Below are 13,483 nucleotides of genomic sequence, written 5' to 3'. Positions count from 1 at the left end.
AGCTATTCCAACTCACTTTCATAGTACGGTCTGGTATACCCATAAAAATAACTATATGGATTAGACTTGATTTTGATTACTTCACCATTAACATCGTTATTGTTAAACCTCTTAATTTGTCTTTCTGTATTGTTATCATGACCATATTTAGCATGATTTTTGTACTTAAATACAGCTTTATGGTTTTGAAGCTTAACGTAATCCCCGACATTAATTTTATCAAACTGACGTTTACTAATATGAGCTCCATCGTATTTTTCGATGTTTGGATCGTCTAATGCAACGGGAGGAACATCTGATTTAACTGTAATTACTTTCCGACTTCCATTAAGAGCAATCATTAGCGTATTAGAGCGATGGTTCATTTTAATGACTTTTCCTTTTGCAATTACACTAGATTTGTTGTCATTGTCAACAGCGTTCGGCCCATCAACTCCATCAGTAATGTAACGCCCAATAAATAAGACGATAATCAATCCACCAAAAACGATTAAACTGATTCTTTTCCATAATTTAAGTTTTTTTAATTTTGAAAGAGAAATATTCGGCTGTTCTTGAACAGCATTTACAAAAAAGTAAGTAACGATTGCAGTCGCTAGAATTATTGCTACTAAGATAGCAAAAACAGTTGAATTTAAAACATGACCTAGTTTAAAGAGGGAATACTGTAAGTTAGTATAATCCAAGCTTCATTCACCTTCCTCTTTTTAATTATTAACCGCAATATCACCAGTTTGAGCCGCAGGTAGCCCTAAATTGTTTCTAATTTGATTGGTTGTATTTTGTAATTCTGATTCAGGGGTAACTTGCATACTTGCCCCATTGATTTCTCTAGTAGTTTGTCCTTGAATGTAAGTATTATCCATATTGTCACGAGCCCCAAGATACCCTTTTGCAATTGAAGTTAAGTCTCCAAAAGTCATATCAGTCCTCGTTGATTTTGATAGTGAATTAATAAAGCCAGGATTTAATAGCGCATCAACTGAGCCACTATCTTCAGCAACTTCCTCAAGCACTTGACGTTGCCGTTTTTCCCGTCCGTAATCATTTTCTGGGTCATCATATCTCATTCGTGTATAAGCAAGGGCTTTTTTACCATTCATGTGGGTCGAAACCCCCTTGGTAAAGTGGTACCCTTCATAATCAAAAGTTAAGAGTGGCTTAATTGTTATTCCACCAATTTGATTAATAATTTGTTCCAAACCATGCATGTTAACTACTGCATAAAAATCAATTGGAATGTTTAACATTTTTTGAATAGTATCGATAGAAGTTTTAGCACTTCCATATGCATAAGCCGCATTAATTTTTGCTACCCCTTCATCCTCGAATCCGGGAATATTAACAGCCGTATCCCGAGGAATACTAGTGATTAAAGTCTTTTTGGTTTGGGGATTAATGGTAATTACCATCATTGAATCCGTTCTTCCTTTATCATCACGGCCTAATTCACCTGTATCGGTTCCCATTAATAAAATCGAAATTGGTTTCTTTTGGTTTAACAATTTAGAAGTGTCACGTTCCTTATTTATTCCAGAATCTTTGTAAGCATTATCAACTGCACCTTTAATAGAAGCAAACTTGTATGCTCCAAATCCAAGTATAATTAAAACAATTACAGCAATGATAATTAAAATAATATTTCGTTTCTTATGATTTGGTTCTTTTTCAAATTGATCTCTTTGAACACGACTTTCTTGCATAGTCAGACTCCTCTTTTTGATTCGGTAATAATAATACCAGTTTAACAAACATCAATGACTTTTTAAATATTTTTTTAATTGTATCCCTTTTGCATTAATTATATTTATTGTTAAGAAAAGTTTAATTTTTGACCTTTTTTGACTAAAAGTGAGCAAATAACTACACATTTAATGGTAACCAGTTTTATAATATATGTTAAGAAGTTGGAAACAACTTTACTTAGATTTTAATAAAACTTGAAAGAGGGATTATAGAATGGCAAACAATGGTTTTGGAAACGATCCATTTGGTGGAAATGGAATGGATGACATTTTCAATAGTTTATTTAATAACATGGGAAATAGCGCAAATGCGCGTTACTCAGTTAACGGACATGAACTCACTCCTGAACAAGTCGCAGAAATGAGAAGAACAGGTCAAATTCCTGGTCAAGTTGGTAGCCATAATGGTGCTAACCCTGCTCAAGCAAAACAACAAAAAGCAGAAAGCTACCTTGATAAGATTGGCCGTAACTTAACTGATGAAGCTAAACAAGGTTTACTTGATCCAGTTATTGGTCGTGATAAAGAAATTCAAGAAACGGCTGAAATTTTAAGTCGTCGAATTAAAAATAATCCAATTTTAGTTGGTGATGCCGGTGTTGGTAAAACTGCTATTGTTGAAGGTTTAGCTCAAAAAATTGTCAAAGGTGATGTTCCTGCAACCATCAAAGACAAACAAATTATTTCAGTTGATCTTTCTTCATTAGAGGCTGGGACTCAATACCGTGGTGCTTACGAAGAAAACATTCAAAAATTAGTTAAAGAAGTTGAAGAACGTAAAAACGTTATCCTATTCTTTGACGAAATTCACCAAATTGTTGGTGCTGGTGCATCTGGTGATGAAACCGGTGGTAAAGGTTTATCAGATATCTTAAAACCAGCTTTATCACGTGGTGAAATTTCAGTAATTGGTGCCACTACTCAAGATGAATATCGTAACACTATCATGAAAGATGCTGCTTTAGCACGCCGTTTCAATGACGTTGTAGTAAATGCTCCAAGTAAAGAAACTACTTTCGAAATTCTTAAAGGAATTCGTAAAGCTTATGAAGATCACCATCAAGTTAAATTACCAGATGATGTTTTGAAAGCTGCAATTGATTATTCTGATCAATACATTCCTCAAAGATCATTACCTGATAAAGCAATTGATTTAGTTGATATGACTGCTGCTCACTTAGCTGCAAAGCACCCTGTTACTGATAAAGTGAGCCTTGAAAAAGATCTTAAAGCCGCTAAAGATCAAAAAGCTGCTCACGCTAAAGCAGAAAAATTTGAAGAAGCTGCTAAAGATAAAGCTAAAATTGAAGAAATTGAAAAGAAACTTAGTAACGAAACTGAATCAAATGATGTTCCAGTTGCTACCACTTCCGATATTGCTAACTCAGTTGAACGTTTAACTGGTATCCCAGTTTCACAAATGAGCACTGATGATATGGAACGTTTGAAGAGTATGGATGGTCGTTTGAAAGCTCACCTTATCGGTCAAGATGAAGCTGTTGACGCTGTTGTTGACGCTATTCGTCGTAACCGTGCTGGTTTCGATGACGGTAATCGTCCAATTGGTTCATTCTTATTTGTTGGACCTACTGGAGTTGGTAAAACTGAATTAGTTAAACAATTAGCTAAAGATATGTTTAACAATGAAGATTCAATTATCAGACTTGATATGTCAGAATACCAAGACGAAACTGCTGTTTCAAAAATGATTGGTGCTACTGCTGGTTACGTTGGTTACAATGATAATGGAAATACTCTTACTGAACGTGTAAGAAGAAATCCATACTCAATTGTTTTACTTGATGAAATTGAAAAAGCTAACCCACAAGTTATCACTTTATTACTTCAAGTAATGGATGATGGTCGCTTAACTGATGGTCAAGGTAATGTGGTTAACTTTAAAAACACTGTTATCATCGCTACTTCAAACGCTGGCTTTGGTAACGATGCAATGACCAAGAACCAAAAAGAAGACATTAAGATTATGGATCGTTTAGCTCCATACTTCAGACCAGAATTCTTAAACCGTTTCAACGCTATCGTTGAATTCAGTCACTTAACTAAACCTGATTTAAGTAAAATTGTTGATCTTATGATTGATAACTTAAACGATACTTTGGCTAAGAAAGATATGAAACTAGAAATCAGTGATGAAGTCAAAAACTGGTTGATGGAACAAGGTTATGACGAAGCTATGGGTGCTCGTCCACTTCGTCGAGTAATTGAACAACAATTACGTGATAAGATTGCTATGTTCTACTTGGATCACCAAGACATTAAGAACATTAAAGCTGTTCTTGACCACAAAAACGACACAATCAAAATTGAAGCTAATGAAAAAGCAACTAAATAATTAATTCAATTTTCTAAAAGGATATAACCATTTTCGGTTATATCCTTTTTGTTATATAATTATCGTAAAACACGATAAGGATAACTTATGAAAATTAATAAATTAAAAGTCTTTAAAATAGTTGCCATTTTAGTTAGTTTGCTTTTTCTCTACCTTTTATTTAAAGATTATCAGCCACAAATTGAAATGATGTTTAATCCTAAAGAACGAAATCTAGCAATTGCCCAAATTCGTGAACATGGTTTAATTGATGTCATAATCTTAATGATTCTGATGTATCTCGGGACTATCATTCCTGGATTTCCGGTCGTACCAATTGGAATCATTACCGGAATTTGTTTTGGTCCAATCTGGGGAACTTTAATTAACACTTTTTCAATTGGATTAGGAAATATTGCTGCAATTAATTTCATCGGTTATTTAAAAAAAGACTTACAAAAAAAGTATAAAAATAATCGTTTTACTGCTCACTTTAAGCATTCTAAGAACCCATTAATGTCACTAATCATTGGCTATTCAATTCCAATTATTCCTTCGTACTTAGTTAGTATGCAAGCTAATCAAGACGAAAAGAAATATAATAAACGAATTATTTTTATGACCGCAATTTTAGGTCCATTCCCAATTTCATTAGTGTATGCTTTAGGGGGCAACGCCATCTTCAAAGCCGACTGGAAACATTTAATAATTTTAATTATCATTATCACTATTTTCTTGGTTTTTGCTAATCATTTATTGAAAAAGATGGTGAAAGATGAGCTATAGGACTAACGAACAAATTAAAATTGGTGTATGATAGAGATTGATAACAATATATATTGGAGGATTTTATACCATGTCAAGACACGATCAAAAAGGTCAAATCAAAAATTTATTGGACTTAGAAGCACAAAGTGGTCCAGTTGTAACTATTACTATTCCTTTAGACCCTAAACTAGATGATACTAGATTAGACAAAATTCAAACTGATAGCTTAGTAGACTCAGCTAAGGATGCTTTCCAAAAAGTATACAAGCCAGAATTATGGAATGCATACGAATTCCAAATTAAAAACTACTTAAAGACACTTAAACCTAACGCATCAATTGCCAAAGGGGTAGTGCTTTACGTAACTAACGATTCATTGGTAGCTTACAAACTAAACTACGCTCCACAACCATCATTCTCATTTAGTGACAAATTACAAGTTTTACCAGTTGTTAAACAACTACAATTTGCTCCTAACTTTGATATGTTATTCCTACAACGTGACTCATACAAGCTCTACAACGTTAAAGACTTAGACGTTACTGATCCCGATAATGTTCCTGCAGATCCATTTAATAGTGATAAAACAGAAACTAACACGATCCACGATCCTAAGAAAAATGGTCCAGAATTTGATACTCATGACTACTTTGAAGAAGTTGACAAGTATGTACAAAAACGTTATTCAAACGTTGACCATAACCCATTAGTCTTAGTTGCTAACGCTGAAGATGCTGGTCGTTTTGAAAAAGCTTCACACAACCCTTACTTGGTCCAAGATAAGGCTGTTGAAATTGATGCGGCCGTTAAAAATGCTGGTGAAAATGCCCAAGAAATTGCTCAACAAATTCATGATCAATTCGTTGCTGATGGTGAAAAATCAGTTAAAGGTAAATACAGCGAAATGTTAGGTGCTAAAAAAGCAACTGACAACTTCGATGAAATCGTTAAAGCTGCTGAAGAAGATCGCATTGCTAACTTGATTATTCAAGATGATGCTTACGTTCAAAGCAAAGACAATGGTGAAACTGTTGAAGTTAACACTGAAGGTAGCCGTCCAGCCAACGAACTTAATACTTTAGCTCTTACTGTATTAGGTTTAGATGGTGATGTTACTGTTCTTCCTGCTTCAGATATGCCTAGCGATGCAAAAGTTGCTGCTATCTTAAGATGGTAAGATAATTTAAACATTAATTTGAAGTCACACTTGGTGTGGCTTCTTTTTTTGCCCTATTTTTAACTAAAAAGAGATATTAATCAACATTTGATTAATATCTCTTACTATCATAATTAGCAGCCTTTAATTGCGCCCATACCTTCGTTTTTAACAGGTTTAGTCGCATCGTTAGTAGTAACTTGGCCATCTAACATTTCACTATTAGTCTTCAATTGAAGCCAGTTATTCTTGAAATCAAGTTTCATACCCGCATCAAAGAAAGTTTCATCATTTTTACTGGTATAGAATGGAGCCTCTTGATTAGTTTGAAGCTCTTGATCATATGGCGCTTCTAATTTAACTACCCCAACAACTTGGAAAGTATCACCAACTGTACATGCCCCACCACCTTGCGAGTATTGATTAGAACCATCATCAGCAGTTAAAATAAAGTACTTTGCTGCTGGTAACCGTTTTTTTAGATATGTCATTGCTTCATTAGTAATTGTTAATTCCATCATAAACTCCCCTTTCCTTTTCTTTTTACACCATTATAGTAACATCATTTTCGATCTATGCCAAATAGATTGTTCACAATTTATTTTTTATAAAGCAAATTACTAAAGGTTTATACACGAATATGATAAAGTTATTATATTAAATAAAGAAAGAGGTAAGTTAAATGGTTATGTATAAAGATTTAGAAGGTAAGACTGCCGTAATTACTGGAGGAGACTCTGGAATCGGTGCAGCCATTGCTGAACGTTTAGGCCAAGAACACATGAACGTGGTTATCAACTACCACAAGAACGTTGATGCTGCTAATGCTACGAAAGCAATCGTTGAACAAAATGGTGGTAAAGCCGTAATTGAACAAGGTGATATTAGTGATGAGGATAGTGCCAACAAATTAGTACAAACTGCCGTTGATGCCTTTGGTGGTTTAGATGTCTTCTTCAATAATGCTGGAATGGAAAAACATTGTCCTACTAATGAGATTCCATTAGACGACTGGAATCAAGTTATTTCAGTTAACCTTACTGGTACTTTCTTAGGTACTAAAGCAGCCCTTAACTACTGGCTTGCTAACAAGAAACAAGGTGCCATCGTGAACACTTCTTCTGTTCATCAACAAATTCCATGGCCTAACTTTGCTAGTTATGCTTCAAGTAAAGGTGGAGTTAAATTATTCACTGAAACGACTGCAATGGAATATGCTAAGCAAAACGTTCGAATTAATCAAATTTGTCCAGGAGCAATTAATACTCCAATTAACGCTAAAAAATTTGCCGATCCAAAGACTTATGAAGAAACTGTAGCAATGGTTCCAATGGGTCGCATTGGTAAACCATCAGAAGTTGCCGCAGCTGCTGCATTTTTAGCTTCTGATCAAGCTAGTTATATCACTGGTGTATCTCTATACGTTGATGGTGGTATGACCCTCTACCCTTCATTCCAAGGCGGTAAAGGTTAATATTTTAAAGATTAAACCAAAAAGTCGATGATGACAGCCCATAAGTGCTTGTCATCATCGACTTTTTAATTTTGATTTTAAAAAATAATAATCTTAAATAGCAATAAAATACTATTTGATTTTTTTGACTATTTGGTCCTGTTTACAAATAACTACTGTATCATCAGGTACATCTTTATAAACAATACATCCTGCACCAATAACTACATGGTCTCCTATTGTTACACCTTTCAATATAACAACATTAGAACCAATCCAGCAATTTTTACCAATAGAAATACCATCTACTTTAAATCCTTGCTCAGCAATTGGAACATCCGATTTAATAAACTTATGATTATGATCAAAAAGTCTAACGTTTTCACCAAAAATGGAATTATCGCCAATTGAAACTTTCCCTAAAACATTAACACTACAGAAAGAATTAAAAAATACATTTTTTCCTATGTGCAACATCCCACTTTGGGGATTAATAAAAAGTGAGAATCCCTTTCTAAAATTTAACGAATTATCAATATCAATTCTATTCTTATATTCTATTTTATAGAAAGTAGTTAAAGTTATAATTCTAATTTTTCTAACAACTTTTATAATTAGGTTAAATATCCATCTCATAATTTTCCTTCTTTATATTTAACAACTATATTATCTTTAATGAATCCTAGAATAATCCCAAAAATTTCTTTTTTTTCACAATTGGCTTAATGTCCCCTTGTTCAATATTATCACCATTTAAGATTGCCTTAGCATTATATTCATATCTAGCTTTTATTCTTGGACCAAATTGTTTTTCTAGTTTAGAATATGCATCCTTCATTTGATAACGACGACCTTTAAAATTATGAGCATCGGATCCAAAGGTACTTCCAAGATTAGCTTCTATAATTTCTTCAGTAAATTTTTCAACTTTAGGACCAAAAACACCAACATAGCTACTTGCAGTTAGTTGAGTAGCAGCACCTTGTGACACAAATTTATATAGTAATTTATGATCATCTTGAAAACCATGATTACGTTCAGGATGAACAATCACAGGAGTTATGCCTCTAGCATTTAATTCAAAAAGCATTGTTTCAGTATATTCAGGAACTTCTGAATGTGGAAATTCAAGCATAATATACCGATTATATGGATCTGCAAACAAAATATCACCGTCATCAATTGCATTTAACAAATCACCTGTGATATGAACTTCTTGCCCAGGAAAAACTTTAAAATTTATTCCATGCTCATTAATTTGCTTTTGAAATTCTAAAGTTTCTTTCTCTACATCTTTGCGATGATTAATATACTGACCATCCATATGATGTGGAGTAAGTAAAGATGCAGTTATTCCTTGATTTTCAGCTTCTCGGGCTAATTTTAAAGAAGTTTCCATGTTTGGTGAACCATCATCAACACCGGGAAGAATATGGCAATGAACATCTATCATTGTTTTTCCTCTGTTCCATAATATCCGCCATAATATCCACCGTAACCTTCAGATTTTTTAGCACTAACCCTATTCATAACAGACCCCAAAATCTTAGCATCAACTCGACGAAGTTGTTCAACGGCATTTTTTACAGCATCTTTATCTGCTATTCCCTGTGGAACAACAAGAACTACACCATAACAATCTGAGGCAATAAGAGCAGCATCTGTTGCAGCATTTACTGGTGGAGTATCAATTAAAATACGATCATATTTACTATTTAAATCTTTCAACATATCAGTAAAATTTTCACTTCCAATTAATTCTGCTGGGTTAGGTGGAACAGGCCCACTAGTAATCACATCTAAATTACTAATCTGAGTATTCTTAATCACATCATTCAAACTAGAAGAATCTGATAAAAGATTTGATAAACCATTTTGATTAGATAACATAAAAGTTCTATGAACTGTTGGTCTTCTCAAATCAGCATCAATTAACAATGTTTTTTCTCCTTGTTGGGCAAAAGTTGCTGCCAGATTAGCACTAAAAATACTTTTCCCCTCTGAAGGATTAGCTGAAGTTATTGAAATAGCTTTATTATCGTTACCAATAATAGAAAACTTAATATTAGTTCGAACAGTTCTAAATTGTTCAGCTACTGGTGATGTTGGTTCATCTTCAACAATTAGTGGCGCACCATTTTTCATTGTTTGATCATCTAATTTTTGATTTTTCTTAAATAATCCCATTATTACACCTATACCCTTCTTCTATGATCATTTGGACGATGATTATTTTTAAAGCTATTTCTCATTTTATTTTTATCAATTTCAAAAAGAACACCTAAATTATTTAATCCCAGATCATTTTCTAAGTAATCAACATCATAGACTTTTTTATCATTTAATTCTCTAATAATAGCTAACATTGATCCGATAATTATCCCTAAAATCAAACCAATAGCAAGATTAATTACATAGTGAGGAGAAGTAGGCTTTAATTTTGGATAGGCTTTTGATACAACTGTCACGCTGTTAACATCCATAATTTTTTTAATCCGTTTTTGAAAAACATTAGCTGTATCATTTGCAACACTTGCAGATAAGTATGGATTATCTGTTGTTGCAGAAACTGAAAATACTTGTGAATTTTGCTGACTAGTTACATCAATTTTTGCATTCTTAACATCACCTTGATTTTTCAAATCATTTGCAACTGCTCTTTGTACCACTGGACTAGTAATTATATCTTTATATGTATAAACCCGTTGAACATCAGATTGAACTTGTTGTGCTTGAAGTGCAAGTTGATTTTTTGAAACCTTTTGATTAACAAGTAGCTGGGTAGTTGATGTATATTTAGGCTTCATTACTCCAAAAGTTATAAAAACACTAATTAAAAAAATAATTAAAGTTACAAAAATAACTAAACGTTTATCTTTAATTATTATATCCAAAATCTTCTTTAAAGAATAACTTCTATTACTTAAATCTTTGTTCATTTTATTTCTCCGATCATCTTCTTATTATATATAATATGATAATACAAAGATATCATTTACATATGAATTATTTAACTGAAACTAAATTATTTTCCCAAAAATAAGGGTATTATTTGACATTATGGTACACAATTTTGAATTTAATTAATATTACATAAATAAATTCAAAATTAAATTATATAAATTCTTGGATATTTTAAATTAATTATTAATTATTAATTATTTTTTCAATACTACTAGTTAAATAAAACCCACTTCTCATTTTATCACTAATAAGAGAAACATTTTTTACCATTTCATTAAATTCTTCATCACTTATATTCTCTAAAGTACTATTCAAATCATTTAATGAACTAACTGAGATACCGATATTATTTTCAACTACAAATGGATTTAAAGCAGACTTATCCCATACTATTACTGGCATTCCAGAACTAATGTATGAAGAAATTTTGTAAGGATTATTGAATTGCAAATAGTTACCAATTTTTCCAGAAACTGTATCTAATTTATTTCCATCCCAAACTAATCCATATCCAAATCCTGTTTTAGAAGCTAAAATATCTGGCGGAACACTACCATGATAATCAATAGAGGTATTAATTTCACTTAGTTTATCAATATTACCATAAAGATCAAAATGTATTGGTTTATGTATCTTCAGGTTCTTTAAAAATTTTGCTTTATTTAAATTCCCAGCGAATGTTATATTATACTTAAATTTTGCATCATTTTTATTAGGATTTTTTTTACATAAGTAATCAAAAACATTTAAATCTTGCACATTAGTAGTTAAATCATTTTCCTTTAGCTTATTTGTCATGCTTTCATTATGAGAAATAACATAATCATACTTGTTTAAATAAGAAACCTCGTTTTTTAAACTACCAAAAATACTCCAATTAAATCTTAGGGAATCAATGTCATGAATTAAAGCAATACTAGTAACATCGTGATCATTCAAATAATCAATTAATTCGTTCTCAAATTTAGCACCAGTATATATAGGGTAATGTACCAACACAATATCATTACTGCTCAAATTTAATTTTTTTAAAGCATGTCTTATCCTATATTTAATTAAAAAGTTACTATCTATTTTATGATACTTGTATTCCTTTATACTTACTGTTTTAAAATTTAGTTTTTCTTCAAGAATCTCAGAAACATCTGTTTTAGGCTTAACATCACCAACAATAGATTTATTTCGAGATACATTTATAATATACCTACTCATATTTTTCTCCTAAAAATACACATTAAATTGTTAAATGTATATGAAATAATGCTTTTCTTAGTTTTTAAAATAATATATTTGCTAAACAATAGAGTAATAAAGTATTCTTTTAAAAAAATTAAAAAATCTGATTTTATTTTTGAAACTTCAGAATATTCTCCTGCTCTATATAAAATGTAAAAAAGCTCATCAGTTTTATAATAATACTGAGCATATAGCATTTTAAATGCATAATAAGAAAATCCATTATCGGAATTTTTAACAGCCTTTATTATATTTTTATAAGTTTCAAACCAATTATTACTTTTTCTTTTTATTCCATCTAGGTCTTGCTTTTTTCTTAGGGCACTATTTGGATTAGGCCTATAATAATACGTTATATGTGGATTATAAACTATTCCTGAATTCAATTTAGCATATAATTCACAGACAAATAATAAATCTTCACCCATATATATTCTATCATCAAATTTAATGTTATATTTTTTTATATCTTCTACATAAAACATTTTATTCCATAAGAATCCTTGAATTCCATTAACACCAATTAATTCACAAAAACCATTATTTCTATCATATACTTTTACTTTTTTTAAATTTTTAGGGTTGATTTTTAAATGACTTCCCCCTCCAGAAACAGCCAACCTAACATTCTTATAATTATTTAATAAATTTACAAGAACTTTAATATGATTTTCAAGCATAAAATCATCTGCGTCTAAAAATGTTAAAAATTCTCCATAGATTTCTTTTAAAGCTTCATTTCTAGAATAAGATACACCCATATTGTTTTTATTATTTATTACAGTAACATCATACTTAGAGTTATCCTTATACTTTTTAATTAATTCAAATGATGCATCTGTTGAACAGTCATTAACAATAATTGGATGCAAATATTCATAACTTTGATTTTCTATAGACTCAAAGCACTCATCCAAGAATTCATAATTATTATAAACTGGAATTATAATATCCACATAATTCTTTTTCATTAAAACAACTCCTTTATCGACGAATGATTAAATCTTTTATATAGTAAAATACTACTAATTAATAATGTGTAGCATCTTTTCCAACATTACTAATCAATTTTCTTTTAATAAATCCAATTGCTTTCTTTGTTAATTGTCGATCGCCAATTTGAATCCAATTACATTCGACATAGTCAACATGATTTGTTTTAATCCAAACATCCATTAATAACTCTGATAAGTAACCGAATACCCGGGCTTCTTGAACAGAGTAGTTAGAAATATCAATTCTTTTTTCAACTTCAAATAATATTGCAAAAAGCCATTCACAATATTTATTAAAATAATCAGTTTTCATAATAAACATATTGAACATATGTGCTGATTTGCTATCCATCACTTTATCAAATGCTTGTAAATAGTTTGGAAATTTTTCACTAATCACTTCACGTGTAACATCTAGTGGTTTCTGATAATGAGAATGTAAATAGTGAGATTTAATAGTTTCTATGTAATAATTTCTTTTTCTAGGTAAAATAACTGGTGCATTATTTAACAATTCTTCAACCTGATTTGAAGTCAACACATTATCTAATAATCTTTGATGACTTTTACTAAATAACCTTCGGTAATGCACTAGACCGATTGCATCAGTACCTTTTAAATTTTTCCAAGCCCAATAAATAGCAGTCAATTCATTGTAATTAGGATTCTTACTTGAAATGTTAATTCCATCATTATCAAGTTGAAATCCTTTTTGCCCATTAAAATTTTTGTCAGCACCTACTAATACAGGCATATATAAATTTTTATTTTTTGGCATAGGAGCATCTTTGTGTGATGCAACAAGAATCTTAATATTCATTTATGCTAACCTCA

14 protein-coding genes are annotated in these 13,483 nt (G+C 31.3%); 4 read left to right on the top strand and 10 right to left on the bottom strand.

The features are described 5' to 3' along the window. Window positions 1-2: 2 nt before the first annotated feature. On the bottom strand, window positions 3-686 hold the full coding sequence (locus AC0GLY_RS00765) for a hypothetical protein (RefSeq protein ID WP_496611679.1): 684 nt from the start codon (window positions 684-686) through the stop codon (window positions 3-5). Between the two features lie 21 nt (window positions 687-707). Next, window positions 708-1,703: an LCP family protein gene (locus AC0GLY_RS00760; protein WP_496611678.1), complete on the bottom strand. Its 996-nt coding sequence runs from the start codon at window positions 1,701-1,703 to the stop codon at window positions 708-710. Between the two features lie 256 nt (window positions 1,704-1,959). On the opposite strand from AC0GLY_RS00760, the gene AC0GLY_RS00755 reads away from it, so the two are divergent. From AC0GLY_RS00755 to AC0GLY_RS00745, 3 genes are all read left to right on the top strand, one after another. Continuing rightward, window positions 1,960-4,098 carry an ATP-dependent Clp protease ATP-binding subunit gene (locus AC0GLY_RS00755; protein WP_496611677.1) on the top strand — a complete coding sequence of 713 codons (2,139 nt, stop codon included), beginning with the start codon at window positions 1,960-1,962 and terminating at the stop codon, window positions 4,096-4,098. Between the two features lie 87 nt (window positions 4,099-4,185). Then, a complete protein-coding gene (locus AC0GLY_RS00750; protein WP_496611676.1) occupies window positions 4,186-4,863 on the top strand; it encodes a TVP38/TMEM64 family protein in 678 nt (225 codons plus the stop codon). A gap of 70 nt (window positions 4,864-4,933) precedes the next feature. Beyond that, on the top strand, window positions 4,934-6,022 hold the full coding sequence (locus tag AC0GLY_RS00745; protein ID WP_496611675.1) for a baeRF3 domain-containing protein: 1,089 nt from the start codon (window positions 4,934-4,936) through the stop codon (window positions 6,020-6,022). Between the two features lie 113 nt (window positions 6,023-6,135). On the opposite strand, the gene AC0GLY_RS00740 is transcribed toward AC0GLY_RS00745, so the two are convergent. Further along, window positions 6,136-6,522 carry an iron-sulfur cluster biosynthesis family protein gene (locus AC0GLY_RS00740; RefSeq protein ID WP_496611674.1) on the bottom strand — a complete coding sequence of 129 codons (387 nt, stop codon included), beginning with the start codon at window positions 6,520-6,522 and terminating at the stop codon, window positions 6,136-6,138. 167 nt (window positions 6,523-6,689) lie between these two features. Between AC0GLY_RS00740 and AC0GLY_RS00735 the strand changes: the two genes are divergently transcribed. Beyond that, entirely contained in the window at window positions 6,690-7,475 is a 786-nt protein-coding gene (locus AC0GLY_RS00735; protein ID WP_496612214.1) for a glucose 1-dehydrogenase, read from the top strand. 111 nt (window positions 7,476-7,586) lie between these two features. Here the strand turns inward: AC0GLY_RS00735 and AC0GLY_RS00730 are convergent, their stop codons facing one another. The 7 genes from AC0GLY_RS00730 to AC0GLY_RS00700 all read right to left on the bottom strand — a co-directional run bounded on the left by AC0GLY_RS00730 (window position 7,587) and on the right by AC0GLY_RS00700 (window position 13,469). Further along, window positions 7,587-8,090: an acyltransferase gene (locus tag AC0GLY_RS00730; RefSeq protein ID WP_496611673.1), complete on the bottom strand. Its 504-nt coding sequence runs from the start codon at window positions 8,088-8,090 to the stop codon at window positions 7,587-7,589. Between the two features lie 46 nt (window positions 8,091-8,136). Next, a complete protein-coding gene (locus AC0GLY_RS00725; RefSeq protein ID WP_496611672.1) occupies window positions 8,137-8,907 on the bottom strand; it encodes a tyrosine-protein phosphatase in 771 nt (256 codons plus the stop codon). Further along, window positions 8,904-9,641, bottom strand: a complete 738-nt coding sequence (locus AC0GLY_RS00720) for a CpsD/CapB family tyrosine-protein kinase (protein WP_496611670.1) — start codon at window positions 9,639-9,641, stop codon at window positions 8,904-8,906. Before AC0GLY_RS00720 ends, AC0GLY_RS00725 begins: the two co-directional genes overlap by 4 nt. An 8-nt stretch (window positions 9,642-9,649) precedes the next feature. Continuing rightward, window positions 9,650-10,393 (bottom strand): YveK family protein, encoded by a 744-nt coding sequence (locus AC0GLY_RS00715; RefSeq protein WP_496611669.1) that lies wholly within the window; start codon window positions 10,391-10,393, stop codon window positions 9,650-9,652. 208 nt (window positions 10,394-10,601) lie between these two features. Then, window positions 10,602-11,630, bottom strand: coding sequence for a glycosyltransferase (locus AC0GLY_RS00710; protein WP_496611668.1), 1,029 nt, complete (start codon window positions 11,628-11,630; stop codon window positions 10,602-10,604). Then, the gene (locus AC0GLY_RS00705; protein WP_496611667.1) at window positions 11,627-12,625 is read right to left on the bottom strand and encodes a glycosyltransferase family A protein; all 999 of its coding nucleotides are present in this window, start codon (window positions 12,623-12,625) and stop codon (window positions 11,627-11,629) included. The genes AC0GLY_RS00710 and AC0GLY_RS00705 overlap by 4 nt, the downstream gene beginning before the upstream one ends. 58 nt (window positions 12,626-12,683) lie before the next feature. Continuing rightward, the gene (locus tag AC0GLY_RS00700; RefSeq protein ID WP_496611666.1) at window positions 12,684-13,469 is read right to left on the bottom strand and encodes a DUF4422 domain-containing protein; all 786 of its coding nucleotides are present in this window, start codon (window positions 13,467-13,469) and stop codon (window positions 12,684-12,686) included. Window positions 13,470-13,483 lie beyond the last annotated feature (14 nt).

The organism is Fructilactobacillus sp. YLN 2507, from assembly GCF_059614085.1.
Note: the sequence above shows the minus strand (reverse complement) of the source record. Positions and strands in the feature narration are given on the sequence as shown.

Bases quoted from the DNA above. Each gene is read 5' to 3' on its own strand.
- AC0GLY_RS00750 (WP_496611676.1), top strand. From the start codon at position 4,186: ATGAAAATTAATAAATTAAAAGTCTTTAAAATAGTTGCCATTTTAGTT.
- AC0GLY_RS00720 (WP_496611670.1), bottom strand. From the start codon at position 9,641: ATGGGATTATTTAAGAAAAATCAAAAATTAGATGATCAAACAATGAAA.
- AC0GLY_RS00730 (WP_496611673.1), bottom strand. From the start codon at position 8,090: ATGAGATGGATATTTAACCTAATTATAAAAGTTGTTAGAAAAATTAGA.
- AC0GLY_RS00755 (WP_496611677.1), top strand. From the start codon at position 1,960: ATGGCAAACAATGGTTTTGGAAACGATCCATTTGGTGGAAATGGAATG.
- AC0GLY_RS00725 (WP_496611672.1), bottom strand. From the start codon at position 8,907: ATGATAGATGTTCATTGCCATATTCTTCCCGGTGTTGATGATGGTTCA.
- AC0GLY_RS00745 (WP_496611675.1), top strand. From the start codon at position 4,934: ATGTCAAGACACGATCAAAAAGGTCAAATCAAAAATTTATTGGACTTA.
- AC0GLY_RS00735 (WP_496612214.1), top strand. From the start codon at position 6,690: ATGTATAAAGATTTAGAAGGTAAGACTGCCGTAATTACTGGAGGAGAC.
- AC0GLY_RS00710 (WP_496611668.1), bottom strand. From the start codon at position 11,630: ATGAGTAGGTATATTATAAATGTATCTCGAAATAAATCTATTGTTGGT.
- AC0GLY_RS00760 (WP_496611678.1), bottom strand. From the start codon at position 1,703: ATGCAAGAAAGTCGTGTTCAAAGAGATCAATTTGAAAAAGAACCAAAT.
- AC0GLY_RS00715 (WP_496611669.1), bottom strand. From the start codon at position 10,393: ATGAACAAAGATTTAAGTAATAGAAGTTATTCTTTAAAGAAGATTTTG.
- AC0GLY_RS00740 (WP_496611674.1), bottom strand. From the start codon at position 6,522: ATGATGGAATTAACAATTACTAATGAAGCAATGACATATCTAAAAAAA.
- AC0GLY_RS00705 (WP_496611667.1), bottom strand. From the start codon at position 12,625: ATGAAAAAGAATTATGTGGATATTATAATTCCAGTTTATAATAATTAT.
- AC0GLY_RS00700 (WP_496611666.1), bottom strand. From the start codon at position 13,469: ATGAATATTAAGATTCTTGTTGCATCACACAAAGATGCTCCTATGCCA.